Raw genomic sequence first — 26,577 nt, 5'->3', positions numbered from 1 at the left:
CAGCGTGACAGCACCTGCGCCTGAGAAGACCGCGGTATCGCACGCCAAGGGCATCGCCTTCATCCTGAAGAAAGCCGTGATCAGCGCGCTCGTCGCGCTGGTGCTGTTTTCGCTGATGATCGGCATCCGCACCGAAGCAGGTCCCACCGGGCAATTGATCTACTGGACGCGGTTTCCGGAACTCGCTTCCATCGTCGCCGCCGTGTTCGGCGGCAGCATCATCGTCGAATTGCTGCGGCAGTGGTGGGGACCGGTCGGCACCGTCAAGGTCGTTCCACCGTCCGTACAAAATGCGCTTGCCGTTGCGCGGCGCGGCATCGCGCCGGTGCTTTTGACCTTCACCTTCCTGGTGCCGGTGATCTTCTATGACCAGCGCTACATCCTCGATCTCGGCATTCTGGTGCTGACCTATGTGATGCTGGGATGGGGATTGAACGTCGTGGTCGGCCTCGCCGGCCTGCTCGATCTCGGCTACGTCGCGTTTTACGCGGTCGGCGCCTATTCCTATGCGCTGCTCGCGACCAACTTCGGACTTTCGTTCTGGATCTGCCTGCCGCTCGCGGGCATCCTTGCAGCCCTTTGGGGCGTGATGCTGGGCTTTCCGGTGCTGAGGCTGCGCGGTGATTATCTTGCGATCGTCACCCTGGCGTTCGGCGAGATCATCCGGCTCGTCATCATCAACTGGCAGAGCCTGACCGGCGGCCCCAACGGCGTCTCGGGCATCCCGCGGCCGACCTTGTTCGGCATCCCGCTGACGCCGGGCGATGACGGCCTTGCCGCCAAACTCGGCATCGAATTCTCGCCGACCCATCGCATCGTGTTTCTGTTTTATCTGATCCTGGCACTGGCGCTGCTCACCAATTGGGTGACGATCCGGCTGCGGCGTCTGCCGATCGGCCGCGCCTGGGAGGCATTGCGCGAGGACGAGGTCGCCTGCCGCGCGCTCGGCATCAACACGACCACGACCAAGCTGACGGCATTCGCGACCGGCGCCATGTTCGGCGGTTTTGCGGGAGCCTTCTTCGCCACACGACAAGGCTTTATCAGTCCGGAATCCTTCACCTTCCAGGAATCGGCGCTGGTGCTCGCCATCGTCGTGCTCGGCGGCATGGGCTCGCAACTCGGCGTGGCGCTGGCGGCGCTGACCATGATCGGCGGCTTCGAATTGTTCCGCGGCCTCGAGCAATATCGCATGCTGGTGTTCGGAATCGCGATGGTGGTGTTGATGATCTGGCGGCCGCGCGGGCTGATCGGCCATCGCGCGCCGACCGTCTACCTGCAGCGCAGCCAGGCGATTTCGTCCGACCTCGTCAAAGAGGGGCACGGATGACGAGCGATTGCATCCTTTCCGTCGACCATCTGTCGATGCGCTTCGGCGGCATCGTCGCCGTCAGCGACCTGTCGTTTGCCGCCGAGCGGCGCAAGATCACCGCGCTGATCGGGCCGAACGGCGCCGGCAAGACCACGGTGTTCAACTGCATCACCGGTTTCTACAAGCCCTCGTCCGGCGCGATACGGCTGACACATGATACCGGTAAGAAAATCCAGCTCGAACGCCTGAACGATTTCCGAATCTCAAAACAGGCAAAAGTCGCGCGCACCTTCCAGAACATCCGGCTGTTTCCCGGCATGACGGCACTGGAAAACCTGATGGTCGCCCAGCACAATGCGCTGATGCTGGCCTCCGGCCTCACCTTTCTCGGGCTGATCGGCGCGCCGTCCTGGCGCGTGGCCGAGAAGCGCGCGATCGACCAGGCCACGCTGTGGCTCGACCGCATCGGACTACTCGACCGCGCCGACGATGCCGCCGGCAATCTGCCGTATGGCGATCAGCGCCGCCTCGAGATCGCGCGCGCGATGTGCACCGAACCGGCATTACTATGCCTCGACGAGCCGGCCGCCGGACTGAATGCGCGCGAGAGCGCCAGCTTGAGCGAATTGCTGCTGTCGATCCGTGCCGGCCAGGGCACTTCGATCCTCCTGATCGAGCATGACATGTCGGTGGTGATGGAAATCTCCGACCATGTCGTGGTGATGGATTACGGGGTGAAGATCGCTGAGGGATCGCCGCAGGACGTCCGCGACGACCCCAAGGTGATCGCGGCCTATCTCGGCGCCGACGAGGAGGAGGCGATCGCGGTGATGGAGAGCGGAACGTGACCGCCCCATCCGCAAGCCCCCTGCTCGCGATCCGCAACCTTCGTGCCGCCTATGGCAAGATCGAGGCCCTGAAAGGCGTCGATCTCGACATCAAGGCTGGCGAGATCGTCGCCCTGATCGGCGCCAACGGCGCCGGCAAGTCGACGCTGATGATGACGATTTTCGGCAAGCCGCGGGCTCGTGCGGGCGAAATCCGGTTCGACGGCCGCGACATCACCGACGTTCCGACCCATCAGATCGCCCGGCTGCGCATCGCGCAGGCGCCGGAGGGGCGAAGAATCTTTCCGCGCATGAGCGTTGCGGAAAATCTGCAGATGGGCGCCGATGCGACCGAATGCAGCGAAGCGGACCGCGCTGCCGGCCTGGAGCGGGTTTTGTCGCTATTCCCGAGGCTCAAGGAGCGCATGACCCAGCGCGGCGGCACCTTGTCCGGCGGCGAGCAGCAGATGCTGGCGATCGGCCGCGCTCTGATGAGCCGCCCGCGCCTGTTGATGCTGGACGAGCCGTCGCTCGGGCTGGCGCCCCTGATCGCGCGCCAGATTTTCGACGCAATCCGGACCCTGAACCGGCAGGACGGCCTCACCGTGCTGATCGTCGAGCAGAACGCCAACCACGCGCTGCGGCTCGCCCATCGCGGCTATGTCATGGTCAACGGCCTGATCACGCTGAGCGGAACGGGTGCGGAACTGCTGCAGCGCCCGGAAATCCGCGCTGCCTATCTCGAAGGCGGAAGGCGGGGATAGCGGGCAACCCGACAGGTGAGTTTCGGTTTGCCTGAAAATTGGCGATGACTTCACGGTAAAATCAGCCGACAATGACCGCGAACCCGGCCTGCCCGGTACTTCCCGTAGCGATCTACCCGCGAGGACACCTCATGAAATCACTGAAACTCATCGGCCTGGCATTAAGCGCGTCGTTTGCTCTTTCAACCGCGGCGCTTGCGCAGGACACAACCATCGCAGTGGCAGGCCCGATGACGGGCGGCGAGTCCGCATTCGGACGGCAGATGAAGAACGGCGCCGAAATGGCGGTTGAAGATCTCAACGCCGCCGGTGGTTTGCTCGGCAAGAAGCTTTCGCTCAACGTCGAGGACGACGCCTGCGATCCCAAGCAGGCCCGTTCGGTGGCGGAGAAAATCGGCAGCGCGAAGATCCCGTTCGTCGCCGGCCATTATTGTTCGTCATCCTCGATCCCGGCCTCGGAAGCCTATGCCGACGGCAACGTGTTGCAGATCACGCCGGCCTCCACCAATCCCTTGTTCACCGAGCGCAAGCTCTGGAACGTGGCACGCGTCTGCGGCCGTGACGATCAGCAGGGCCTGGTCGCCGCCGAATACATCGCCAAAAACTACAAGGGCAAGAACGTCGCCATCCTCAACGACAAGACCACTTACGGCAAGGGCCTCGCCGACGAGACCAAGAAGGCGCTCAATGCGGCCGGCTTCACCGAGAAGATGTTCGAGTCCTACAACAAGGGCGACAAGGATTTTAACGCCATCGTGTCGCGCCTGAAGCGCGAAAATATCGACCTGGTCTATGTCGGCGGCTACCATCAGGAATCCGGTCTGATCCTGCGCCAGATGCGCGATCAGGGCCTGCAGACGGTCTTGATGGCCGGCGACGCGCTGGCGGACAAGGAGTTCGCCTCGATCACCGGACCCGCCGGCGCAGGCACGCTGTTCACCTTCGGCCCCGACCCGCGCAACAAGCCGACGGCGAAGGCGATCGTCGAGAAGTTCAAGGCCAAGAACATCGATCCCGAAGGCTACACGCTTTATACCTATGCCGCGATGCAGGTGTGGTCGGAGGCGGTCAAGAAAGCCGGTACCACCGATCCGAAGAAAGTCATGGATACGATCAAGGCCGGTTCCTGGGATACGGTGATCGGCAAGCTGGAGTTCGACGCCAAGGGCGACATCAAGCAGCTCGACTATGTCGTCTACAAATGGGACGACAAGGGCGGCTATACCGAGATCAATCCGAAGGGGTCATAAGCCTCAAACGTTGGATCGCGACCCAAGACGCCCCGGTTCGCCGGGGCGTTTTTTGTTGCCGGCACGAGCCCGGTTCAGGGAACGACCGCCTCAGCGCCAGTGACGTCGCCGGCAGCCGACGGCCGCGACAATTTCTGCGCCGTCTCGATCGCGCGAACCAGTTCGTTCGGGCGAAACGGCTTGCCCAGGCACACGACGTTGGCGAGCCCGGGCGCCACCGAGACAAAGTCGAGCGCCGTCATTCCCGAGATCGCCACCACCGGCAAATCCGGAACGCGCTCGCGCATCATCCGGATGACGTCGAAACCGCTGGTCCCCTGCAAGAAGATATCGACGATCGCCAGATCGAATTTCGAATTTTCGAACTCCTTCAACCCGGCCGCGCCGCTTCCGGCTTCAACGCTCTCGAAATGGTTGACCCGAAGCACGATGGAGATCATCCTGCGTACAGACGATTGGTCGTCGATGACAAGAATGCGGGGCATAGGGGCTCCCGGACCGGGGGTCCTCCGAGCCTACAACGGAACCCCGGATTTTGGCTCAAACCCTTGGGCAGCCCGGCCGCGTTTTTCCTGGTATGAGTAAAGATGCGGTTACCCGCCGCAACGAACCCTCTGGCTCCTGGCCGCGTTAAGGAATATGTAACTTTAGGTTGAGGCCGCCAAATCCAAGTTAGAGATTTCGGGCTGATATTTGGCATGGTTATTCCGGTTCGGCGGATGCGTTATTGTGGCGCGTTTCATGCGGTTTCCCGGAGATAATCGTGCAGGCAGGCGACGACCGAAGTATTTTTCTCTCTACCCTGCCGGCAACAGACCGCGATCGGTTTACCGCCCTCGTCGTTGTCGCCGTCTCATTGGTTCTGTTCGCATGCGCGGTACCTTTTGCCGGCGTGCCGCTTACCCCGGTTCCGGCATTCGTCGCGAGCTACCAATCCGCGCTCGCGATCAACGACATCATCACCGCTATCCTGCTGTATTCGCAATTTGCCGTGTTGCGGTCGCGAGCGCTGCTGCTGCTTGCGAGCGGGTATCTGTTCACCGCGGCCGCAGCATCCGTTCACGCCCTGACCTTTCCGGGTCTGTTTGCGCCGGATGGGCTGTTAGGCGCCGGCCCACAGACGACGGCCTGGCTTTACATGATCTGGCACGGCGGATTCCCGCTTCTTGTGCTCGGCTATGCGCTGCTGAAGGACGGCAAAGGCGGCCCCGAAATCAAGGGGTCGGTCGGCGGTGCGATCCTTCGGAGCATCATCGCGGTCAGCGTGGCGATCGGCGCGGTGGCCTTTGTCGTCACCGGTCACCACGATATCCTGCCGACGCTATTGAGCGGCGGACACTACACGTCGACCTTGATCGGGGTTGTGTCGGTGGTGTGGGGTCTCAGCCTTGCGGCCCTGCTGGTACTATGGTTCCGGCGACCACATTCGGTGATCGACCTCTGGCTGATGGTCGTGCTGTGCGCCTGGCTGTTCGATATTGCACTGTCCGCCATGCTCAATGGGGCGAGATTCGACCTGGGCTTTTATGCCGGCCGCCTCTACGGGCTCTGCGCCGCGAGTTTCGTTCTCGCGGTGCTGTTGATCGACAATGTCGGCCTGCAAGCCCAGTTGTCCCGCCTGCTCGAGACACTGCGCCGGCAAGCCGCCTCGGAACGGGACCGTCACACCGAGCGCGAGCGGCTGTTCTCGGCGGTCGTGGAATCCTCCAACGACGCCATCATCACCAAGGCGCTTGACGGCACCATCACCGCCTGGAACCGGGCGGCCGAACGCCTGTTCGGCTACAGCGCGACCGAAGCGGTCGGCCAGCGCATCGACATCATCGTCCCGCCGGAGCGCCGCGACGAGATCAGTGAAATCCTCGCTAAAATAGGCCGGGGTGAAGCGATCGAACATTATGAAACGCTGCGCGTGCGCAAGGACGGCAAGGAGCTGCATGTATCGCTCGCGGTCTCGCCGCTCAGATCGTCAACCGGGGAGGTCGTCGGCGCCTCCAAGATCGCGCGCGACATCACCGAGAGCAAACGGACCGAGCGGGCGCTCAGCCAGGAGGTCGAAGAGCGGCGGCGCATCTTCGAGACCTCGCAGGACCTGATCCTGGTCACGGATACCAAGGGAAACTTCGTTCAGGTCTCGCCGAGCTCGATGACCATCTTGGGCTATCGGCCCGACGAAATGATCGGCCACAGCGCGGTCGAATTCATCCATCCCGACGATCTCGAATCAACGCGCCATGAGATGCGCTCGGCGCGGCGCGGTCAGCATATGCGCAATTTCGAGACGCGTTATGTCCACAAGGACGGCCAGGCAGTGACGCTGACATGGATGGGCGCATGGTCGGAGCCGGTGCGGCGGCATTTCTTTGTCGGGCGCGATCTCACCGAGAAGCAAGCCGCGGAAGCACAAATCCGCCAGGTCCAAAAGATGGACGCCGTCGGCCAGCTCACCGGCGGCATCGCCCATGACTTCAACAATATCCTGACGGTGATCACCGGAACCATCGGGATCTTGTCCGACGCCGTCGCCGAGAGTCCGCAGCTCACCGCCATCGCAAAGATGATTGATGAAGCCGCCGAACGCGGCGCCAGCCTGACCAAGCATCTGCTCGCCTTTGCCCGCAAACAACCATTGCAGCCGCGCGAGATCGACGTCAATGCGCTGGTTCTCGAAACCGCGAAGCTATTGCATCCGACGCTCGGCGAGCACATCGAGATCGCGCCCAAGCTTGCGGTCGACGCATGGACGGCCATGGTCGATCCCAACCAGCTCACCACGGCGATCCTCAACCTTTCGCTCAATGCCCGCGATGCCATGCCGACCGGCGGCAAGCTCACGCTCGAGACCACCAACGTCTATCTCGACGAAGGCTATGCGGGCATGCACAGCGAGGTCACGGTCGGCAATTATGTGATGATTGCGGTGAGTGACACCGGCACGGGGATTCCCGCCGCCAACCTGGAAAAGGTGTTCGATCCCTTCTTCACCACCAAGGAAGTCGGCAAGGGCACCGGGTTGGGCTTAAGCATGGTGTTCGGTTTCGTCAAGCAGTCCAACGGGCATATCAAGATTTACAGCGAGGAAGGCCACGGCACGACCGTCAAGATCTATCTGCCGCGGGCGACCGGCCTCGATCAGACCGCCGCGGAGGCGCGTGAAGCCGCGCGCGTCCAGCGCGGTCGCGAGGTCGTGCTGATTGTCGAGGACGATGAGCTGGTGCGCCGATATGTCATCACCCAGATCGAAAGCCTCGGCTACACCACGCTCGAAGCCTCCAACGCGACGGAAGCCTTGAATGTGATCGACAACGGCTCCGCCATCGATCTGTTGTTCACCGACGTGATCATGCCCGGACCGATGAACGGCCGCCAGCTTGTCGACGAGGCGTTGAAGCGGCGTCCATCGCTCAAGACACTCTACACATCGGGATACACCGAGAACGCCATCGTCCATCACGGACGTCTCGACTCCGGCGTGCTATTGCTGGCCAAACCGTATCGCAAATCCGATCTCGCGAAAATGATGCGAATGGCGCTGGACAGTTGAAGTGTTTTTCGAGACTGTCGCGGCCTGAAGGACCTTTCGTGTTGAAAAATCTCCTCACCGATATCGCTGGCGTCCGGGTCGGTCACGCCGACGACAAGCGGCTCGCGTCCGGCGTCACCGCGGTGATTTTCGACAAGCCCGCGGTGGCGGCGATCGACGTGCGCGGCGGCGGTCCCGGCACCCGCGAAGGCGCGTTGCTCGATGTCGCCAATACCGTGGAAGCGATCGACGCCATCGCGCTTTCGGGCGGCTCGGCGTTCGGGCTCGAGGCCGGCGGCGGGGTACAGGCCTGGCTCGCCGAACAGGGCCGCGGCTTTGCGGTGCGCGGCGCGGTGATCCCGATCGTGCCCGGCGCGATCTGTTTTGATCTGTTGAACGGCGGCGACAAAAACTGGGGGCGCTTTGCTCCTTATCGTGACCTCGGTTATGCCGCGGCCAAAGCCGCCGGCAGCGATTTCGCGCTCGGCAGCGCCGGCGCCGGGCTCGGCGCCACCACCGCGAATTTCAAGGGCGGGCTCGGCTCGGCTTCGGCCGCAACGCCAGCAGGCGTCCGCGTCGCGGCGCTCGCGGTGGTCAACGCGGTCGGCACCGTCACCATCGGCGACGGGCCGTGGTTCTGGGCGGCACCGTTCGAGATCGGCGGCGAGTATGGCGGGCGCGGATTGCCGTCGTCATTCACGCCCGACATGTTGGCGATGCGCAGCAAGGGCGGCGCCGCCGCGACCTCGGTGGAAAACACCACACTCGCGGTTGTCGTGACCGACGCGCTGCTGACAAAGGCTCAGGCAAAGCGGCTCGCAATGATCGCGCAGACCGGATTTGCGCGTGCGATCTATCCGGTGCACGCGCCAATGGATGGCGACGTGCTGTTCGCCGCGGCGACGGGCGAAAAGCCGGTCGATCCCCTGATCGGCCTCACCGAACTCGGCATGGTCGCCGCCAATGTCGTCGCCCGCGCCATCGCGCGCGGCGTGTTCGCGGCCACCGCCCTGCCCTTTCTGGGCGCGCTGCCGGCGTGGAAAGATCGGTTTGGCTAGAGCAACTTCAAGCGTAGTGGCTTCATCCTTCGAGACGCGTCGCTTCGCGACGCTCCTCAGGATGAGGTCTCAGACCCTCATGGTGATGAGCGCGGCAACGCCGCGCGTCTCGAACCACGAGGCCGAGGATGCCTATTCAGGATATGTTTCAGACACTAACCGAAAGCGACGCGGTAGCTCCAGACGAAATCGCCTGGGCCTCGCGCTGAATCATCTGCTCGATGATATTGTAGGACGACGTCGCGCTGCTGGATGATGTCGATGCCGCGGGCGAGGTCATCGTCACTTTGGTGCCGTCGGCATATGTCAGCGAGGTCGTGGTCGAGCCGTCGCTGTTGGTGACCGAGGTGGACGATGCGCCTGCCAACGCCTGCAGCAGCGGATCAGAGTTCGATCCGCTGGTGCCGCTGGAATTGCCGGTGCCGCTGGCACCGCTCGCGTCGCCTGAACCGTCCGAGCCGGCGACGTGATGATGGTGATGGCCGCCCTTGCCGCCGGAACCTTGCAGCGCCGACTTCAGTTCGTCGAGGCTGACCGAACCATCACCGTTCTTGTCGAGCTTGTTGAAGACGTCGTCGGCCTGCGCGAGGTTGGTGCCGCCGGCGCCGAGCGCTTTTTCGAATTCCGATTTGCTGATCTGGCCGTCGCCATTGGTGTCGAGCTGCGAGAACAGATCCTTCAGCGCGGCGGACGGGTCGGTCGGCGCCGAAGTGGTTGTCGCGCTCGATGACTGGCTCTGCGCCGCAAGCAGCGCGCTGAGGGTGGTCGGCGACAGCTGCGACAGCCCGCTTCCGCCGGAAGCCGGGCTCGTCGAGGTTCCCGAAGCCGCGGTGCTGCCGGAAAGATCGAACGGGCTCGCCGCGCCCTGGCTGAAGCCAGTGGTCTGCGGGGAGGAGGATTTCGACGAGGTCAGCAATTGCAGGGCATCCAGTGCGGACGACACGGCACCAAGGGCAAGCAACATAACCAAAACTCCGACAAATGCCGCGCGAGAGGCGGCCCTAACGTTTGCGGCTCAAAGATCAGCAAGCGCCATGCCATCGCCAAAAAGCCAATAAAATGTGGGTTTTTCGGAGTCTTGCCGGCCCGCCGGCCCCGGCAATAGATGCCGCCAACGGCAGAATTTTCCGCCCCCTTAAGGCGCGGCGCGCCCGCATTGCCGGGAAGGCTCGCGCGTGTTACGCGAGGCGGCTTCGCAAGACTTGGAAATGGTTTTCGGAAAACGCCCATGTCCGCCCAATTTGCGTCACGCCCCCTCGTCATCGCGCCGTCGATCCTGGCGTCCGATTTCGCCAAACTGGGCGAAGAGGTCCGCGCCGTCGACGCGGCCGGCGCCGACTGGATCCATCTCGACGTCATGGACGGGCATTTCGTTCCGAACATTTCCTACGGCCCCGATGTCATCAAGGCGATCCGGCCGCACACGAAGAAGATCTTCGACGCGCATCTGATGATCTCGCCGGCCGACCCCTATCTCGAAGCCTTTGCGAAAGCCGGCTGCGATCACATTACGGTACATGCCGAGGCCGGCCCCCATCTGCATCGCTCGCTGCAGGCAATCCGCGCGCTCGGCAAGAAGGCCGGCGTCTCGCTCAATCCGGGCACGCCGATCACGGCGATCGAATATGTCATCGACATGATCGATCTGGTGCTTGTCATGTCGGTCAACCCCGGCTTCGGCGGCCAGGCGTTTATTCCCTCCGCACTCGGCAAGATCCAGGATTTGCGCGCGATGACGGCGGGACGTCCGATCGATATCGAGGTCGACGGCGGTGTGGGCCCGGATAATTCCGCTCAACTCGCCGCCGCCGGCGCCAACGCCTTTGTGGCGGGCTCCGCCGTGTTCAAGGGCGGCACGATGGAGGCCTACAAGGCCAATATTTCTGCGATCCGAAATGCAGCGGCGCAGGCGCGCGGCGAAGCGATATAACGCTGAGAGCGCGGTCGCCCGGGGGGCGGGCCGACAGGATGGCACAGGCTGGGAAGGCGCCATGGGTCTGGAAATCTTTACATTGCGAGAGCGACCCGAACTTCGGCCGTTGGTTTTCTCGTCGGATTTACAATCTGTGTGGCCGGAGTTCATGAGACACGATGCAGCGGCGAGCCTGTATTTCGGGCCAACCATGTTTGATCGCTATCTCGACTATGCTTTCGCCGGCGTCATCGATGGCAAGGTCGTCGCGCGCGCCTTCAGCGTGCCATTTGCGTTTCACACCCACGGTCGCGACGAATTGCCCGACGGCGGCTGGGACCAGGTCATTCGCTGGGCTCACGATGACGGCATGACCGGACGGGCACCGACGGCTCTGAGTGCGCTGGAAATCAGCATGCTGCCCGAAGCGCGAGGCAGCGGCAATTCGCTGGCGCTACTGAGCGCGATGAAAGCCTGCGCGAAGGCCAAAGGATTTGCAGAATTGTTCGCGCCGGTGCGGCCGAACCAAAAGCATCTACAACCACGCACCTCGATGCGCGACTACGTTAACAGCGTGCGTCCTGATGGCTCGCCGATCGACGCCTGGCTGCGAACTCACCTTCGCGTTGGTGGAGAATTTGTGAAAATCGCACCCTATTCGATGACAATCGTCGGCAGTCTGGCTGACTGGTCGCGTTGGACAGGGATGCCATTCGATCGATCGGGAGAGATGTCGGTGGCGGGCGCGCTCGTGCCGGTGATGGTTTCACGCGAACAGGATTGCGTCGTTTACGTTGAGCCTAATCTATGGGTTCGGCACCCGGTATGAGGATGGTGCGCGGCGTTCCTTTGATCCCGCATGGTCACGCCCTCGCCTCGTCCGGCTTTTTTCTGTCCGCATTCTCGACCCCCTGCAGCGCCGCCAGCCTCGGCGGCCGCACCACGGTGACCGTGCAGGGCGCTTCCGCCGCGACCTTGGCGGAAACGCTGCCGAGCAGCGTGCGCAGCACCGAATTCTGCCTTGCCCCGATCACGATATGATCGACATGATTGGCCGCCGCAAATTTTAGGATCGAGGATGCGGGATCAACTGCCTCGAGCACGTGGACCGTCAGCCGGTTTTCATCGAGCTTCAATGGCGACGCCCAATGCCGGAGCGCCACCAGCCCGTCGACGTGCTTGTTGCGGCCCTCCTCGTCCAGTGTCCGGTCGATGGTGATGCGGCCGAGTTTTAGGACGTTCAGACAGGCGAGCCGTGCGGACGGCAGCGTCGCCATAATTCGTTGCGCGGTCACACGCAGAGCTTCGTTCACCGCAGCCGATTCCTCCGCGGTATCGAGCGCGACCGCGACGATCGGGCCCGACGCGAGTTGGGCGGCGACGTCGGATTTTGCTTTCGGCCGCGTCGGATTGCCATTGAAGCGGCGGCGCCAGACCGTGCTGATCGGATCGCGCTTCAACCGCTCCGATCGCGCAGTCAATTTGACCTGGTCGGGATGGGCAAGGTCGAACGCCAGTTGCGACGCCGTCGGATGCCGCCACACCGGCTCGATCTCCAGACACCGCAACACGATCTCCTGCAGCCAGGGCGGATAGTCACCCCTCAGCCGGCGCGGCGGCTGCGGATCGCGCCACAACCGCCGCCGCATGCCGCGCAGCGTCTCGGTCTCGCCGAACGGCCGCTCGCCGATGGTAAAGAAGTACAGAAGCACGCCCAGCGAAAACAAATCGCTGCGCGGGTCGTCCCGTACCCCAAGCAACCGCTCGGGCGCCATGTAGGGCCCGGTGCCATAGGGCAAGCGAAACTCTTCCTGCAGAAGGTCGGGCAATTGATTGTGATGCGACAGACCGAAATCGATCAGCACGGCCTCGCCCGAGGGGCGGAACATGATGCTGCTCGGCTTGATGTCGTGATGGATGACGTTTTGGCGGTGCAGGTCGGCCAATGCGGTCGCGATTTTCAGGGCGATTACCCTTGCTTCCTCGTAACCAAGCGGCCGCTCGGAAAGCCTGGAGTAAAGCGTTTTGCCGGCGATGCGCTCGATCGCAACATATGCCTGGCGCGCGAAATCGCCGGTGGCGAAACAGGCCGGCACGTGCGGGCCCGACAGCCGCGGCATGATCATCTGCTCCATCTCGAAGCTGACGATGGCGGCGGGGTCCTCGCCTTCGGAAACCCGTGGAATCTTCATCAACAGCGGCACGGTGATATCGGGGCGAGTCACGCTCCACAGCGTCGCCATGCCGCCGCTATGGACGCACTCGCCGACAGTGAAACCGTCGATGATGGCGCCGGGTTGGACCGAAGATTTCCCCATCGCTCACCTGCCGGCGGACAGGCGATCGGCGAGCCACAGGGGCAGGCCGTTTTCGCGAATCCGCTTCGCCGCCGCCTCGACATCGTAGGGCACGCGGCAATAGGTGATTTCCCTGGAAACAGTATCGAACATCGCAAACGAGGCCGCTGGATTGCCGTCGCGCGGCTGCCCGACCGCGCCGAGCACGGCGAGCCAGCGCCGCCCGGAAAGCAGCTGCACCGGGATGCCCGATGTCGGCACAAAGCTCGTCAGCTTCGCGACCGCCGACATTGAATAGAGCGCCGGACAATGGATGTGTCCGCAGAACGTGATCTTTGCTTCGGTCGCAGCCAGGCTGCGCGCGGCATCCGAAGTATCCTGGACATAGCGCCATCTCTGGGGATTGCTGGCTTCGGCATGCACGTAGAGACGGTCATCCTCGTGCAATGCGAGCGGCAGCTCCGCCAGAAAGCGCCGCTGCATCGTGCTGAGCCGGCCGCGCGTCCACTCGATCGCGGCCTGGGCTTCGGCGTTCATCGATGCCGTCGCCGTCCCGATGGCACTATCATGGTTGCCGCGCACCGCGATGGCGCCGTGCTCGACGAGGTCCATCACGGTGTCGACCGTCCATTCCGGATCGCCGCCATATCCGACGTAATCGCCGAGAAAAATCATCCGTTCCGCGCCGCGGGCGCGTGCGAAATCGAGGCACGCGCTAAACGCCTGCCGGTTGGCATGGATATCGGTAAACACAGCCAGCAGCACGGTTTCCTCCGCCGCCAACGATATCGGCCGAGTCTGCGCCTGATTTGATGGATCTCAAAATAGCTGGAGCGTGCGGAGAGGGTGTTTAGCGCTTACGCGGCGCTTCCAGGCCTTTGAACAACAGCGTCAGCACGGCGTCGATCCGCGCCGGCGTCGCCGGATCGCACCATTCCTCGGAATGGGCGGGGTGATGGAAGCGGATGGTGGCGTCGAACACCGCGCGCGCCGTGGCCTTGACGTCGCCGACATCGAAGGCGCCCTCTTTGACGCCGTCGGACAAAATATGCGCGATCTGATCGACCAGACCGTCCTTGTGCGCCTTCACAGCGGCACACGCATCGCGCGCCAGCGTCAAATAGGTTGCGAACATCTCGGGATCTTCGCATACCCTTTTATATTTGGCGGCAAACAACGCGCGCAGCCAGCGCTCCAGCCGGGCGGTCGCAGGCCCCGATCCTTCCGCGATCTCCCGAAGCGGGACGTCGACACGGTCGAGCCAGCGTTTTGCCACGGCTTCGCGGAGCGATGCCTTGCTCGGAAAATGACGGTAGACGCTGCCATGGCTGACATCGAGCGCGCGGGCGACATCGACGACAGTAGCTTTCGCCAACCCGAAGCGGCGCAGAACGTCCTCGGTAGCCTCAAGAATGCGCTCCGGGGTCAGAACCACGTTCTCGTTCATGCGTTCACCGTCTGCGTCTCGCTGTCGGGGTCCGGTTAGCGGGCTAACCGTGCGGCTTGCGCGGCCAGGTGGCGGGCCACCTGCCTGTTGAGCCACCGTTGAACCTGTGCGGTAAGATACAAGATTTCCATAGTCATGGCGAAGTCCTCTTCCAAGTCCCGGGGCCGTGCCAGACCGGCCAGTGACCCCGAGCGACGCCTCAGCAAGCGCGTCGGAATGGGATATACACTAGGGACTAACAGATTTCAATATCTGTCAGTCAATATCTCGTGATTGACAGGGCAACTCTCACCGGGAGGCCGTCGACACGAGCACCCTTCCCCGGGGGACCCCGAGCGTTTGTCTCACCCCCGCCCATCTGCTAAAGCGCGTCGTAATCCCCCTTATGCCCGAAGAGTCGTCGATGCTTTCCCGCTACACCCGCCCGGAAATGGCCGCCATCTGGGAGGCGCAAACACGCTTCAAGATCTGGTTCGAGATCGAGGCGCATGCGGCCGATGCGCAGGCGGAACTCGGCGTCATCCCGAAGGAAGCCGCGAAAACCGTCTGGGCCAAGGCCCGCGACGTCGTTTTCGACGTGGCGCGGATCGACGAGATCGAGCGCGAGACCAAGCACGACGTCATCGCCTTCCTGACCCATCTGGCCGAGATCGTCGGCCCCGAGGCGCGCTTCGTGCACCAGGGCATGACCTCGTCGGACGTGCTCGACACCTGCCTCAACGTACAGCTGACCCGCGCCGCCGATCTCCTGGTCGACGACATCGACAAGGTTTTGGCGGCGCTGAAGAAGCGCGCCTTCGAGCACAAGATGACGCCTACCATCGGCCGCTCGCACGGCATTCATGCCGAGCCCGTCACCTTCGGCCTGAAACTCGCTTACGCCTACGCGGAATTTTCCCGCGCCCGCGAACGGCTGGTCGCGGCCCGCAAGGAAGTCGCGACATGCGCGATCTCGGGCGCGGTCGGCACCTTTGCGCAGATCGATCCGCGCGTGGAGGAGCACGTTGCGAAAGCGATGGGTCTCGTTCCGGAGCCGATCTCGACCCAGGTGATCCCGCGCGACCGCCACGCGATGTATTTTGCAACGCTTGGGGTCATCGCCTCCTCGGTCGAGCGGCTCGCTACCGAAATCAGGCATCTGCAGCGCACCGAAGTGCTGGAATCCGAAGAGTTTTTTTCCGAAGGGCAAAAGGGTTCGTCGGCGATGCCGCACAAGCGCAACCCGGTATTGTCGGAAAATCTCACCGGGTTGTCGCGCATGGTGCGCGCGTATGTGGTGCCGGCGATGGAGAACGTCGTACTCTGGCACGAGCGCGATATCTCGCATTCCTCCGCCGAGCGCATGATCGCGCCGGACGCCACGGTGACGCTCGATTTCGCGCTCAATCGCCTCGCGGGGCTGATCGACAGACTGTTGATCTACCCCGAAAACATGCTGAAAAACCTCGATCGTCTCGGTGGCCTCGTTCATTCGCAGCGGCTTCTGATCGCGCTGACCCAAAAAGGCGCTAGCCGCGAGGACGCCTACAAACTCGTGCAGCGCAACGCGATGCCGGTGTGGCGCGGCGAAGGCGATTTCCAGACGCTGTTGAAAAAAGACGTGGACGTAAAAAGATATCTCAGCGACGCCGAGATCGAAGAACAGTTCGACCTCGGCTATCACCTCAAGCATGTCGATACGATCTTCAAGCGCGTGTTCGGGGAAAGCTGATCCGACAGCGGGCCCCGCGATGGCACGGGACCTGCGATAACAACTGAATGGTAACCGCGGATCGGCTAAGGTCGCTAGCTGTGGCATCACCTCCGACGATACTGGTATTCGATTCCGGCCTGGGCGGGCTCACGGTCTTGCGCGAGATCGTGGCCGCGCGGCCGGATGCTCACTATGTCTATGTCGCCGACGATGCGTTCTTTCCCTACGGCCATCACAGCGAGGAAGGGATCATCGCGCGCGTGGTGCCGCTGATCGGCAAGTTGATCGAGAAGCACGCCCCCGATCTGGTAGTGGTCGCCTGCAACACCGCTTCCACGCTCGTCATGTCGCATCTTCGTGAGCGGTATGAAGTGCCCTTTGTCGGCACCGTGCCGGCGATCAAGCCGGCCTGCGCGCAATCAAGAACAAAACGCGTCTCCGTGCTCGGCACCAAGGGCACCGTCAAGCGCGAATACACCAAGGCGCTCATCCGCGATTTCGCGCAGGGCTGCGAAGTGACGCTGGTCGGCTCCGGTGAGCTTGCTTCGCTCGCGGAAGCGGCGCTGAGCGGCGTCGAGGTGAGCGACATCGAGATAGCGGCGGAACTTAAGCCCTGTTTTGTCGGCGATGGCGAACGCGATCCGGCGCGCACCGACACCGTGGTGCTGGCCTGCACGCATTACCCGCTATTGATGGACCGCCTGGTCGCGCTGGCGCCCTGGCCGGTCGACTGGATCGATCCGGCGCCGGCGATTGCCCGGCGGGTGTCGGATTTGCTCAAGACCCCCATCGGCGACGCCGATCGCGTCGGCGCGGAAATGATTTTTACCTCCCGACGGCCGCACACGCTGAGTCGGGCTTTGATGCCGTTTTTCGGCGGTCGAGTGCGGGCGTAAATACAATGCATATGGGTCTTTTCGGCCCCTTGCCGCGCTGATAGCTTTTCAAGCGACAACCTTCCCTTGATGCCCCGATTCGGAGCTTCGCCCTTGACGTCCGCTGCGCCGGCACCGCTCAACCGTCTCCGCACGCTGTGGCGGGAGGGGCGTCCGACCTTCGGCGCGATCGCGACGATTCCGAGCATTCAGACCGTCCAGATCATGGCTCGTTCCGGGCTCGACTGGATCATTGTCGACCTTGAGCATGGCCCGATCGATCTTGGTTCCGCGCACGGGATGATCACGGCCACGTCAGGCACGCCTTGCGTGCCGATGGTGCGGATTGCCGCCAACGAGCCATGGCTCGCAAAAGCGCCGATGGATATCGGCGCGCTCGGCATCAATTTTCCGATGATCTGCAGCCGCGCGGATGCCGAAAAAGCGGTGCGCAGCGTGCGCTATCCGCCGCGCGGCGACCGGCTGTGGGGACCGTTCCACGCCCCGTTCCGCTGGGGCGTCTCGATGCCCGATTACATGGCGACCGCCGACGACGACATGATCTGCATGATCACCATCGAGCATGTCGAGGCGGTCGAGCGGATCGACGAGATCATGGCGACCCCGGGAATCGACCTCGCGGTGATCGGACCCGGCGACCTCGCGACCTCCATCAACAAGCGCGGGCGCATCGATGATCCCGACGTACAGGCGCTGATGGCGCGCGCCGAGCAAGGCATCCTGAAAAGCGGCGTCCCGATCGGCGGGGTGGCGCGCACCGCGGAACAAGCCAATCGGATGATCGAGCGCGGCTATCTGGCGCTGGCGCTCGGCTTCGACTGGTCGCTGTTTCAACGCGGGATTGTTGCGAGTCTTGAGGGGATCAAGCGCTGATGCGAGCTGGATCTCCGAGGCAAGCTACTGAAAATACTTACATTTATGGAATGTTCGGGCGCCAACCGCAGGCCGCGCTGACGCCTCAAATCCAACAACCATCTGGCCTCAAAACTGCCGGTTCGTGCTAGATGAGGGACCGGCGAACGGCCGGTCCGGTCAGCCGGTTTGCTGTTGCGGGAACTTGAGTGGAACGATGCGCGGAACGGTTCGAAAAATCTCACTGCCGCGCCGTCTTGTCTCCGACCTCATGCACGCATCGATCCGCGTGCCCTTTGTCTCGCTTGCGCGCCCTCTCAACATCCGCCAACTGCTAGAAGCCCGCGCGCTCGCCGCGCAGCCACCCGGATGGGCGGCCATCTTCGTCAAGGCGTTCTCGCTGGTGGCGAAAGACGAGCCGGTGCTGCGCACGCTCTACGCCAAATGGCCATGGCCGAGTTTCTATGAACTGCCGCGCAGCGTCGCGATGGTCGCGATCGCACGCGTCGAAGACGGCCAGGATTGCGTTCTGCCGCAAAAGGTGCCCGCGGCGGACGAACTGCCGCTGGCCGAGGTGGATGCGCAGATCCGCCACGCCAAGCACGCACCGATCGCCGAGGTGCCGGCATTCCGGAAAATACTGATGGCGACCAGGCTGCCGCTGCCGCTGCGCCGCCTGATTTGGATGATCGGGCTGAATTTCGGACGCCAGCGCGCCAATTATTTCGGCAGCTTCGGGGTGACGTCGGTGGCGGCCTACGGGGGCGGCGAGCTTCACGCGCTGAGCCCGGGGCCGTTTATCCTCAGCTATGGCCTGGTGGAACAGGACCAGACCATCGATGTCGTGATCCGCTGGGATCACCGGATCGCCGACGCGGCCCTGATCGCCAAGGCCCTGACCCGGCTGGAACAGGTGCTGAACACCGAAATCGCCGCCGAATTGCGCAGCCACAGGCAACAGGCGGAACCCAAGCCGGTCCGGGCGGTCGCGACCTGACCTAATATGCCGATTCGGCTCGTCAAATCGGCCCGTTTTTATTGACAGGACAGCGGTTTCTCCGTAAGACCCCCCTGCTCGCGGGCCGGTTTCGGCCCGCGATGCGTTTCGCGACCCGTGGTCCGTCCCTTCAAGCTTTTGGGGGTCAGACCTGTCGGCTCCGGGAAATTCCCGGCGCACAGGAGGGCGCGTTTCCTCAAAACTCAACCACTTGAAAGAGGACGCGATGACAAAGCGCAGTGAGGCGAAATACAAGATCGATCGCCGCATGGGCCAGAATATCTGGGGCCGCCCGAAGAGCCCCGTGAATCGCAGGGAATACGGCCCCGGCCAGCACGGCCAGCGCCGCAAGGGCAAACTCTCCGACTTCGGCGTGCAGCTGCGCGCCAAGCAGAAGCTGAAGGGTTATTACGCCAACATCTCGGAGCGCCAGTTCCACGGCATCTATGTCGAGGCCGGCCGGATGAAGGGCGACACCGGTGAAAACCTGATCGGCCTCTTAGAGCGCCGCCTCGACACCATCGTCTATCGCGCCAAGTTCGTGGCTACCATGTTCGCCGCACGCCAGTTCATCAACCACGGCCACATCAAGGTGAACGGCCGCAAGGTCAACATCGCGAGCTTCAAGGTGAAGGTCGGCGATGTCATCGAGGTCAAGGAATCCTCGAAGCAGCTCACCCCTGTCCTGGAAGCGATCCAGCTTGCCGAGCGCGACGTGCCCGATTTCCTCGAAGTCGATCACTCCAAGATGACGGCGAAGTACGCCCGCATCCCCGCGCTCTCCGACGTACCGTTCCCGGTGCAGATGGAACCGCATCTGATCGTCGAATTCTATTCGCGCTGATTTTTGTCAGTGGCGCACGAGATCGAAGGCCCCGGTTTTGCCGGGGCTTTTTGTTGTGCTATACTCCCCCCATGCCAAAGACGACCGACAAATCGACCCGGGTCATGCCATCGGCCACGCCGACCGAGGCGGAGCTAGCGGCGTGGACTGCACTCCCGCGCGACGAACAGCTGCGACGCTATCAGGAAGCCCTTTCGCACCCTGACTGTAGCGTGCCGACCGATGACAGCATGAGCGACGTTCTGGCTGCCGCACGAAAGCGCGTGGCAGCCCGCGCAAATGGCTGAATATCGTCTCTCTGTTCGTGCCCGCTTCCAACTACTCGACATCTACGAATTTACGGCGGCGACCTTCGGCCCATATCAGGCCGAAGCCTATCACGCTGGACTGGAGCGCACCTTCAGCTTGCTTGCAGACTTCCCGCGGATCGGCCAAGCGGTGGATGAGTTGGCCACGGGACACCGCCGTTTCCGGTTCCAATCGCACAATATCTTTTATACGGAAGAAGCCGAGCACATCTTGATCCGCTCGATTTTTCATTATGCGCAGGATATCAGGCCGCAACTGTTCGATTAACAGATAACGTCGTGAGTTGAAGAGCACAGTCCATGACCTACACCCCTCCCCCACGCGACCCCAAGGCGGCGCCGATCCGCATCAACCTTCTCTCGGATACGCAAACCCGCCCGACGCCGGCGATGCGCGAGGCGATCGCGCGGGCCGAGGTCGGCGACGAGCAAATCGGCGACGACCCGACCGTGAACCTTCTGTGCGAGCGCGTGGCCGATCTGCTCGGCAAGGAAGCTGCGGTGTTCCTGCCCTCCGGCACCATGTGCAACGTCGCCGCGACCTTGGTGCATTGCCGCCCCGGCGACGAGATTCTGGCGCATGAGACCGCCCACATCATCGCCCGCGAAGGCGGCGCCCATGCGGCACTCGGCGGTTTCCAGATCATGCCGCTTTCGGGCGCCGACGGGCAGTTTTCGCCCGATGCGTTTCGAAAAGCGCTGCACCCGCGCACCCGCTACCAGCCGCCGCAGACCCTCGTCAGCGTCGAGCAGACCGCCAATATCGGCGGCGGCACGATCTGGAAGAAAGCCGAACTCGACGAGGTCGTAAAAATCGCCAAGGCAAACGGGCTCGCCACCCACATGGACGGCGCGCGGCTGCTCAATGCCACCGTCGCGACCGGCATCACCGCGCACGACATGGCGGCGGGCTGGGATTCGGCCTGGATCGATTTTTCCAAGGGGCTCGGCGCCCCGGTCGGCGCGGTCATCGCCGGCTCCCGCGACTTCATCGACGAGGTCTGGCGCTGGAAACAACGCCTCGGAGGCTCGATGCGCCAGGCCGGCATTTGCGCCGCCGCTTGCGTCTATGCGCTCGACCATCACGTCGACCGCCTCGCCGACGATCACGCCAACGCCCGCGCGCTGGCGCGGGGGCTGGCCCAGATTGCCGGGATTGAGGTGCAAGAGCCCGAAACCAATCTCGTGTTCTTCACCCCCGACGGCACCGGCGTCAGCGGCGAGAAGATGGTCGCTGCCTTGCGCCAGCGCGGCGTATTGCTCGCCATGATGGACGGCCGGATTCGCGCATGCACGCATCTCGATGTCACCGCCGCGATGATCGAGGAAACGGTCGGAATGGTGCGCGAGATTGTGCGGAAGGCATAGACGGTCCCATTTGTCGTCATTGCGCGGAGCGAAGCGACGAAGCAATCCATTGTTACGATGCCGCGCCATGAATTGCTTCGCGGAGTTTATCATCGGGCGGCGCTTTGCGCCGACCCGTTGGCTCGCGATGACGGTAATTAAGTCACAATCACTTCCCGAGCGCCTCATAGATCAGCGTCTTCAGCTCCAGTTGAATTCGTCCGCGCTGCGATGGTGTCTGCACCATGAAGACCACGAACATGTCGTCCGTCGGATCGATAAAGAAGAACGTCCCGGCGACACCGTCCCAGCGATATTCCCCCAGCGGCCACGACGTATTCGGCGGCGTCGAAGTGCGCACCGCAAAGCCGAGGCCAAATCCGCTGTACGCGCCCGGATGGTAGTAATAATCGCGGGCAATCTTCGTCTCCGGCCCGATATGGTCGGATGTCATCAAGGCGATCGTCTCGGGTTTGAGGTAGCGCTTGCCGTCCAGCGTCCCGCCGGCCAGCAGCATTTGCGCAAAACGCGCGTAGTCGCCGACGGTGCCGACCATACCCGCGCCGCCGGATTCCCAGCGCCGCGGCATCATGGGATCCGAGATTCGAGTCAGCGGACTGATCGCCCGATCCTCGGGCATCGGCTCGGCGATAAGTGACCGCTTTGCCGCATCCGCGACGTAGAACGCGGTGTCGGTCATCCCGAGGGGATCGAGCAGCCGCCGCTTCTCGAACTGAAACAATGATTGTCCCGATATCACTTCAATGACGCGGCCAAGCACGTCGGTCGAATGACCGTAGTCCCATCGCGTTCCCGGTTGCTCCGCCAGCGGCAGTTTCGCGATCCGATCGGCAAACTCGGCGTTGGTCATGTCGCTGTTGAACAGATCGGCCTGCGCATAGAGTTTTCGCACTGCGCTGTCGCCGTAAAAACCGTAAGTAAGACCGGATGTGTGGCGCAACAAATCCTCAATCGTGATCGGACGCTTGACCGGTTCGAGCACAAGGGCCGCCCTGCCGTTTTCATCCGGTTTCTCGACGCCGACTTTCACGTCGGAAAACGCCGGAATGTATTTCGACACGGGATCATCAAGGGAGAGCTTGCCGTCCTCGACCAGCATCATCGCGGCGACTGACGTGATCGGCTTCGACATCGAATAAAGCCGAAAGATCGTGTCCGCGGTCATCGGACGCTTGCTTTCGACGTCACGCACGCCAAAGTTTTCAAAATAGACCGGCTGGCCGTGTTGTTGGATCAGGATGATCGCACCGGGGATCTTGCCGGTTGCGATTTCGGTGCGGACATAGTCGCCGACGCGCGCCAGTTTTTCGCGCGAAAAACTCGCCGGTGCGGAAGATTGCGATTCCGCATTGCCAGCGTTCTGCTGTCCGACAACAAGCGCGGCGAGCAGAAGCGCAAACGCTGCCGCGATGCCGCGCCGGCGCGCGAATCCGTCAGTTCTCCATCGCTTCATAGATCAGCTTCTTGACCGCCGGCTGGATGATCTGGCGTTGCGAGGGTGTCTGCTCCAGCAACACGAAGAACATGTCCTGCTTGCGGTCGATTACGAAATAGCAGCCGCTGGCGCCGTCCCATTTCAGTTCGCCGAGCGATCCCGCCGGCGGAGGTTTTGCATTGCCGGGATCGGTGCGCGCGCCGAAACCAAGTCCAAAACCAAAACCGTCGCCGGGGAAATAGAAATAGTCGCGCCCCACCCCCGAGCCCGGACCGACCTGGTCCGTCGTCATCAGCTTGAACGTCTCTGGCTTAAGGTATTGCTTGCCGTCGAGTTTGCCGCCGTCGAGTATCATCTGCGCGAAGCGGGCGAGGTCCGCCATGGTCGAGACCATGCCGCCGCCGCCGGATTCCCATTTCATCGGGACATCGGCATAAGCGATGAATCCAACGCGGAAATCGCTGTCGTTCGGCATCGGCTTGGCGATCAGCGGCTTCTTTTCGGGATCGGTGACATAAAAAGTGGTCGCGGTCATGCCGAGCGGCCCGAGCAGTTTTTCGCGCTCGATCTCGAGCAATGATTTTCCCGACACCAGCTCCATGATCCGTCCGAGAATGTCGGTCGAGTGGCCGTAGTCCCAAAGCGTGCCCGGTTGCTCGGCAAGCGGCAATTTTGCGATCCGCTCGGCGAATTCGGCATTATCGAAATCGGCCGCGTAGATGTCGGCCTTGGCATAGGCCTTGCGGACGAGGCTGGAGCCATAAAATCCATAGGTGATGCCCGAGGTCTGGCGCATCAGGTCGAGGATGGTCGGCGGCCGGATTGGCGGCACCAGTTCGAATGTCGGCGTACCGTCTTCCGCTTTCTTTTCAACGCCGACTTTGACGTCGGCAAAGGCGGGAATGTACTTTGCCACGGGATCGTCCAGGCGAAACTTGCCTTCCTCGATCAACTGCATCGCCACCACGCTGGTGATGGGCTTGGTCATCGAGAACAGGCGGAAGATGGTGTCGTCGGTCATCGGCAATTTGGTCGCGACGTCGCGGACGCCGAAGAATTCATGATAGACCGGCTTGCCATGCTGCTGGATCAAGACGATCGCGCCCGGGATTTTGCCGTTCGCGACCTGTTCGCGCAGATAGTCGCCGACCCGCTCGAGCTTTTGCTGATTGAAATGCGCGCCTGGCGGAATATCGAAAGTGCCTTCCGCGCGGACCGACGGCGCCGCCGCAATCGTCAATAGCGCCGCACCGAAAATCGACCTCAACACATGATGTGAATTCATATCCCCTCCCAAGGAAAATCCGAGGGAGTGTAGCGGTCGGCTCAATCGGCACAAGGGCTGCCGACATCCGCCATCGCCTGTGCATGCAGGGCGGCGCTGGCGTCCGAGAAGCAGCAGAAGATCACTCGGGTAACCGCAGGCGCCGCGGCAAGTGCGTCGACCGTCGTCGAGACCGCAATCCGCGCCGCGCGATCGCCGGGGAAACGGTAGATGCCGGTAGAAATGGCTGGAAACGCAACGGAGGCGAGGCCATGGGCCTGGCATAGTTCGATTGCGCGTCGGTAGCAGGACGCCAGCAGCTCATCTTCGCCGAGGCTCCCCCCGTTCCAGACCGGGCCGACGGCATGAATCACATGCCGCGCCGGCAGGCGATAACCCCTGGTGATTTTGGCATTGCCGGTTTTGCAGCCATGCAGCATGCGGCATTCGGAAACAAGCTCAGGCCCGGCCGCGCGATGAATTGCGCCATCCACGCCACCGCCGCCAAGTAGCGAACTGTTGGCGGCGTTGACGATGGCGTCAACGCTTAAACTCGTGATATTGGCGACGATGACCTCGAGCCGCGCCGGGCCGATCTGGCGCGCCACAAAACTCAGGCGGAGGCCGGTGCTGTGACCGTGACGCCCTTGTCGGCGAACAGCTGCTGCAGCTCGCCGGCCTGGAACATCTCACGGATGATGTCGCAGCCGCCGACGAACTCGCCTTTGACATAGAGCTGCGGAATGGTCGGCCAGTTGGAATAGGTCTTGATGCCGTTGCGCAGCTCGGGAGATTCCAGCACGTTGAGGCCCTTATAGCCGACCCCGACATGATCGAGAATCTGCACCACCTGCCCGGAAAAACCGCACTGCGGAAACTGCGGCGTCCCCTTCATAAACAACACGACGTCGTTCGACTTCACTTCGCTGTCGATAAATTGTTCGATGCTCATCTTCACTTCCTTTTGCGGCACTCCCCTTGCGGGATAGCCTTCGGGCGCCAGCCCGTTGAACCCGGTACTGTCATATATGTACCCCAAACCTTTGGACAACCAAAGCAAAATGGGACGCATCAGGCATGCGCCGGGTTCGATCGGCGGATTTATCCCAAGAGGTTTCATAGCCTGACGGTAACAATATCATAGCCTGAGGAGGCTTTTTTCCCGAAACGGAACCCCTATCTAGGACGGGCCGTTGCCGGGGAACCGGGGCGCTAGAGCAACGTTCTCTCCCGAACCGGAGACACCTGTGACGAAACCAGCATCCGCTGTGGCCGCGCCTGCCACCCCTTGCCCGTCATTATTCTCCGATTCCGGCAACCTCGCCCAGGATCTGGTGGAAGCCTATCTGGCGGTGCGAAACGAGACCGAGCGACGTGCCGCGCCGCTGACACCCGAAGACCAGTTGATCCAGTCGATGCCGGATGCAAGCCCGGCAAAATGGCACCGCGCCCATACCACCTGGTTCTTCGAGCAATTTTTGCTCGGCGAACACTGCGAGGGCTACAAGGTCTTTCATCCGGACTATGCGTACCTGTTCAATTCCTACTATGTCAGCGCCGGCCCGCGTCACGCCCGCCACCAGCGCGGCCACCTGACCCGTCCCGGCGCGGATGAAATCACCGCCTACCGGCGCCACGTCGATGCGGCTGTCGTAAAGTTCTTCCGTGATGCTGGCGAAGACACCCTGAAGACGATCGCGCCGCTGGTGGAAGTCGGTCTCAATCACGAGCAGCAGCATCAGGAATTGATGCTGACCGATATCCTGCACGCATTCGCGCAAAACCCGATACCGCCGGCCTACGACGCCTCCTGGAAATTCCCGGCTTCAACCCGCGGCAGCGAGGAGTGGGTGACCCTCAACGAGGGCATCCACACCGTCGGCCACACCGACGACAGCTTCCATTTCGACAACGAAAAACCCGCGCACCGTGCGCTGGTCGGTCCAGTAAAACTTGCCCGCAACCTCGTCACCAATGCCGAGTGGCTCGCCTTCATGAAAGACGGCGGCTATTCGACGCCGACGCTGTGGCTGATGGACGGTTTTGCGGTCGTCGGCAATGAAGGATGGCAGGCGCCCGGCCATTGGCGCGAGATCGACGGCGAATGGCAGGTGATGACGCTCGCTGGCCTAAAGCCGGTCGACCCCTCGGCCCCGGTCTGCCATGTCAGCTATTACGAGGCGGATGCGTTCGCGCGCTGGCAGGCCAAGCATTTGCCGACCGAAATGGAATGGGAAGTCGCCGCCCGCGCCGGCCAACTCAACGACGCCTTCGGCATCGTGTGGCAGTGGACGCGGAGCGCCTACGCCCCCTATCCCGGCTATCGGGCGATCGAGGGCGCGCTCGGCGAATACAACGGCAAGTTCATGGTCAATCAGCTGGTGCTGCGCGGCTCCTCGCTTGCAACCCCCGGCGGACATAGCCGTATCTCTTATCGCAACTTCTTTTATCCGCACCATCGCTGGCAATTTACGGGATTGCGCCTCGCCGACTACGCCACCTGATTTTCGAAATTCAACCGCGCCGGGAA

Annotated in this window: 25 protein-coding genes; 16 read left to right on the top strand and 9 right to left on the bottom strand. The window is 62.6% G+C overall.

Annotated elements, in window-relative coordinates; all coding sequences use genetic code 11:
- The first annotated feature begins 4 nt into the window (after positions 1-4).
- The 4 genes from livM to B5526_RS31285 all read left to right on the top strand — a co-directional run bounded on the left by livM (position 5) and on the right by B5526_RS31285 (position 4,153).
- Positions 5-1,330 carry a high-affinity branched-chain amino acid ABC transporter permease LivM gene (gene livM / locus B5526_RS31300; protein WP_079545641.1) on the top strand — a complete coding sequence of 442 codons (1,326 nt, stop codon included), beginning with the start codon at positions 5-7 and terminating at the stop codon, positions 1,328-1,330.
- Complete coding sequence (locus tag B5526_RS31295; protein WP_079543605.1) at positions 1,327-2,160, top strand: ABC transporter ATP-binding protein; 834 nt, start codon at positions 1,327-1,329, stop codon at positions 2,158-2,160. Before livM ends, B5526_RS31295 begins: the two co-directional genes overlap by 4 nt.
- Positions 2,157-2,903 (top strand): ABC transporter ATP-binding protein, encoded by a 747-nt coding sequence (locus B5526_RS31290; protein ID WP_079543604.1) that lies wholly within the window; start codon positions 2,157-2,159, stop codon positions 2,901-2,903. Before B5526_RS31295 ends, B5526_RS31290 begins: the two co-directional genes overlap by 4 nt.
- A gap of 131 nt (positions 2,904-3,034) precedes the next feature.
- Entirely contained in the window at positions 3,035-4,153 is a 1,119-nt protein-coding gene (locus B5526_RS31285) for a branched-chain amino acid ABC transporter substrate-binding protein (protein WP_079543603.1), read from the top strand.
- A gap of 74 nt (positions 4,154-4,227) precedes the next feature.
- Here B5526_RS31285 and B5526_RS31280 read toward each other — a convergent pair whose 3' ends face one another.
- Positions 4,228-4,638, bottom strand: coding sequence for a response regulator (locus B5526_RS31280; RefSeq protein WP_079543602.1), 411 nt, complete (start codon positions 4,636-4,638; stop codon positions 4,228-4,230).
- Positions 4,639-4,916: 278 nt separating this feature from the next.
- Between B5526_RS31280 and B5526_RS31275 the strand changes: the two genes are divergently transcribed.
- Positions 4,917-7,697, top strand: a complete 2,781-nt coding sequence (locus B5526_RS31275) for a PAS domain S-box protein (RefSeq protein ID WP_079543601.1) — start codon at positions 4,917-4,919, stop codon at positions 7,695-7,697.
- Positions 7,698-7,738: 41 nt separating this feature from the next.
- Positions 7,739-8,734: a P1 family peptidase gene (locus B5526_RS31270; protein WP_079543600.1), complete on the top strand. Its 996-nt coding sequence runs from the start codon at positions 7,739-7,741 to the stop codon at positions 8,732-8,734.
- 148 nt (positions 8,735-8,882) lie between these two features.
- On the opposite strand, the gene B5526_RS31265 is transcribed toward B5526_RS31270, so the two are convergent.
- Positions 8,883-9,698 carry an EF-hand domain-containing protein gene (locus B5526_RS31265; RefSeq protein WP_079543599.1) on the bottom strand — a complete coding sequence of 272 codons (816 nt, stop codon included), beginning with the start codon at positions 9,696-9,698 and terminating at the stop codon, positions 8,883-8,885.
- 264 nt (positions 9,699-9,962) lie between these two features.
- Here B5526_RS31265 and rpe point away from each other — a divergent pair, with 264 nt between their 5' ends.
- Positions 9,963-10,664 (top strand): ribulose-phosphate 3-epimerase, encoded by a 702-nt coding sequence (gene rpe, locus B5526_RS31260; RefSeq protein ID WP_079543598.1) that lies wholly within the window; start codon positions 9,963-9,965, stop codon positions 10,662-10,664.
- Between the two features lie 61 nt (positions 10,665-10,725).
- Positions 10,726-11,475 carry a hypothetical protein gene (locus tag B5526_RS31255; RefSeq protein ID WP_244562106.1) on the top strand — a complete coding sequence of 250 codons (750 nt, stop codon included), beginning with the start codon at positions 10,726-10,728 and terminating at the stop codon, positions 11,473-11,475.
- A gap of 34 nt (positions 11,476-11,509) precedes the next feature.
- On the opposite strand, the gene B5526_RS31250 is transcribed toward B5526_RS31255, so the two are convergent.
- From B5526_RS31250 to B5526_RS31240, 3 genes are all read right to left on the bottom strand, one after another.
- Positions 11,510-12,964: a serine/threonine protein kinase gene (locus B5526_RS31250; protein ID WP_079543596.1), complete on the bottom strand. Its 1,455-nt coding sequence runs from the start codon at positions 12,962-12,964 to the stop codon at positions 11,510-11,512.
- A gap of 3 nt (positions 12,965-12,967) precedes the next feature.
- Entirely contained in the window at positions 12,968-13,708 is a 741-nt protein-coding gene (locus B5526_RS31245; RefSeq protein WP_079545639.1) for a metallophosphoesterase family protein, read from the bottom strand.
- 85 nt (positions 13,709-13,793) lie between these two features.
- A complete protein-coding gene (locus tag B5526_RS31240) occupies positions 13,794-14,390 on the bottom strand; it encodes a TetR family transcriptional regulator (protein WP_079543595.1) in 597 nt (198 codons plus the stop codon).
- Between the two features lie 403 nt (positions 14,391-14,793).
- On the opposite strand from B5526_RS31240, the gene purB reads away from it, so the two are divergent.
- The 7 genes from purB (at position 14,794) to B5526_RS31200 (ending at position 21,348) form a co-directional block, all read left to right on the top strand.
- Entirely contained in the window at positions 14,794-16,101 is a 1,308-nt protein-coding gene (purB, locus tag B5526_RS31235) for an adenylosuccinate lyase (RefSeq protein ID WP_079545637.1), read from the top strand.
- A gap of 80 nt (positions 16,102-16,181) precedes the next feature.
- A complete protein-coding gene (murI, locus tag B5526_RS31230) occupies positions 16,182-16,979 on the top strand; it encodes a glutamate racemase (RefSeq protein ID WP_079543594.1) in 798 nt (265 codons plus the stop codon).
- A gap of 93 nt (positions 16,980-17,072) precedes the next feature.
- A complete protein-coding gene (locus tag B5526_RS31225; RefSeq protein WP_244562105.1) occupies positions 17,073-17,852 on the top strand; it encodes an HpcH/HpaI aldolase family protein in 780 nt (259 codons plus the stop codon).
- A 196-nt stretch (positions 17,853-18,048) separates the two neighbouring features.
- Positions 18,049-18,828 carry an acyltransferase gene (locus B5526_RS31220; RefSeq protein WP_079543592.1) on the top strand — a complete coding sequence of 260 codons (780 nt, stop codon included), beginning with the start codon at positions 18,049-18,051 and terminating at the stop codon, positions 18,826-18,828.
- A gap of 226 nt (positions 18,829-19,054) precedes the next feature.
- Positions 19,055-19,672, top strand: a complete 618-nt coding sequence (gene rpsD / locus B5526_RS31215) for a 30S ribosomal protein S4 (protein WP_079545634.1) — start codon at positions 19,055-19,057, stop codon at positions 19,670-19,672.
- A gap of 279 nt (positions 19,673-19,951) precedes the next feature.
- Positions 19,952-20,248, top strand: a complete 297-nt coding sequence (locus B5526_RS31205) for a type II toxin-antitoxin system RelE/ParE family toxin (protein WP_079543591.1) — start codon at positions 19,952-19,954, stop codon at positions 20,246-20,248.
- A 32-nt stretch (positions 20,249-20,280) separates the two neighbouring features.
- The gene (locus B5526_RS31200; protein ID WP_079543590.1) at positions 20,281-21,348 is read left to right on the top strand and encodes a threonine aldolase family protein; all 1,068 of its coding nucleotides are present in this window, start codon (positions 20,281-20,283) and stop codon (positions 21,346-21,348) included.
- A 148-nt stretch (positions 21,349-21,496) separates the two neighbouring features.
- Here the strand turns inward: B5526_RS31200 and B5526_RS31195 are convergent, their stop codons facing one another.
- The 4 genes from B5526_RS31195 to grxD are packed head-to-tail and all read right to left on the bottom strand — an operon-like array spanning position 21,497 to position 24,999.
- Positions 21,497-22,801: a serine hydrolase domain-containing protein gene (locus B5526_RS31195; protein ID WP_079543589.1), complete on the bottom strand. Its 1,305-nt coding sequence runs from the start codon at positions 22,799-22,801 to the stop codon at positions 21,497-21,499.
- A complete protein-coding gene (locus B5526_RS31190; protein WP_079543588.1) occupies positions 22,782-24,068 on the bottom strand; it encodes a serine hydrolase domain-containing protein in 1,287 nt (428 codons plus the stop codon). Before B5526_RS31190 ends, B5526_RS31195 begins: the two co-directional genes overlap by 20 nt.
- Before the next feature lie 41 nt (positions 24,069-24,109).
- On the bottom strand, positions 24,110-24,664 hold the full coding sequence (locus B5526_RS31185; RefSeq protein ID WP_079543587.1) for an O-acetyl-ADP-ribose deacetylase: 555 nt from the start codon (positions 24,662-24,664) through the stop codon (positions 24,110-24,112).
- Positions 24,661-24,999, bottom strand: coding sequence for a Grx4 family monothiol glutaredoxin (gene grxD / locus B5526_RS31180; protein ID WP_079545630.1), 339 nt, complete (start codon positions 24,997-24,999; stop codon positions 24,661-24,663). Before grxD ends, B5526_RS31185 begins: the two co-directional genes overlap by 4 nt.
- 295 nt (positions 25,000-25,294) lie before the next feature.
- Between grxD and egtB the strand changes: the two genes are divergently transcribed.
- Entirely contained in the window at positions 25,295-26,551 is a 1,257-nt protein-coding gene (egtB, locus tag B5526_RS31175; protein WP_079543586.1) for an ergothioneine biosynthesis protein EgtB, read from the top strand.
- The last annotated feature ends 26 nt before the right edge of the window (positions 26,552-26,577 follow it).

This window comes from Bradyrhizobium lablabi (assembly GCF_900141755.1).
Lineage (GTDB): Bacteria > Pseudomonadota > Alphaproteobacteria > Rhizobiales > Xanthobacteraceae > Bradyrhizobium > Bradyrhizobium lablabi_A.
This window is presented reverse-complemented; position numbering and strand designations above follow the sequence as displayed.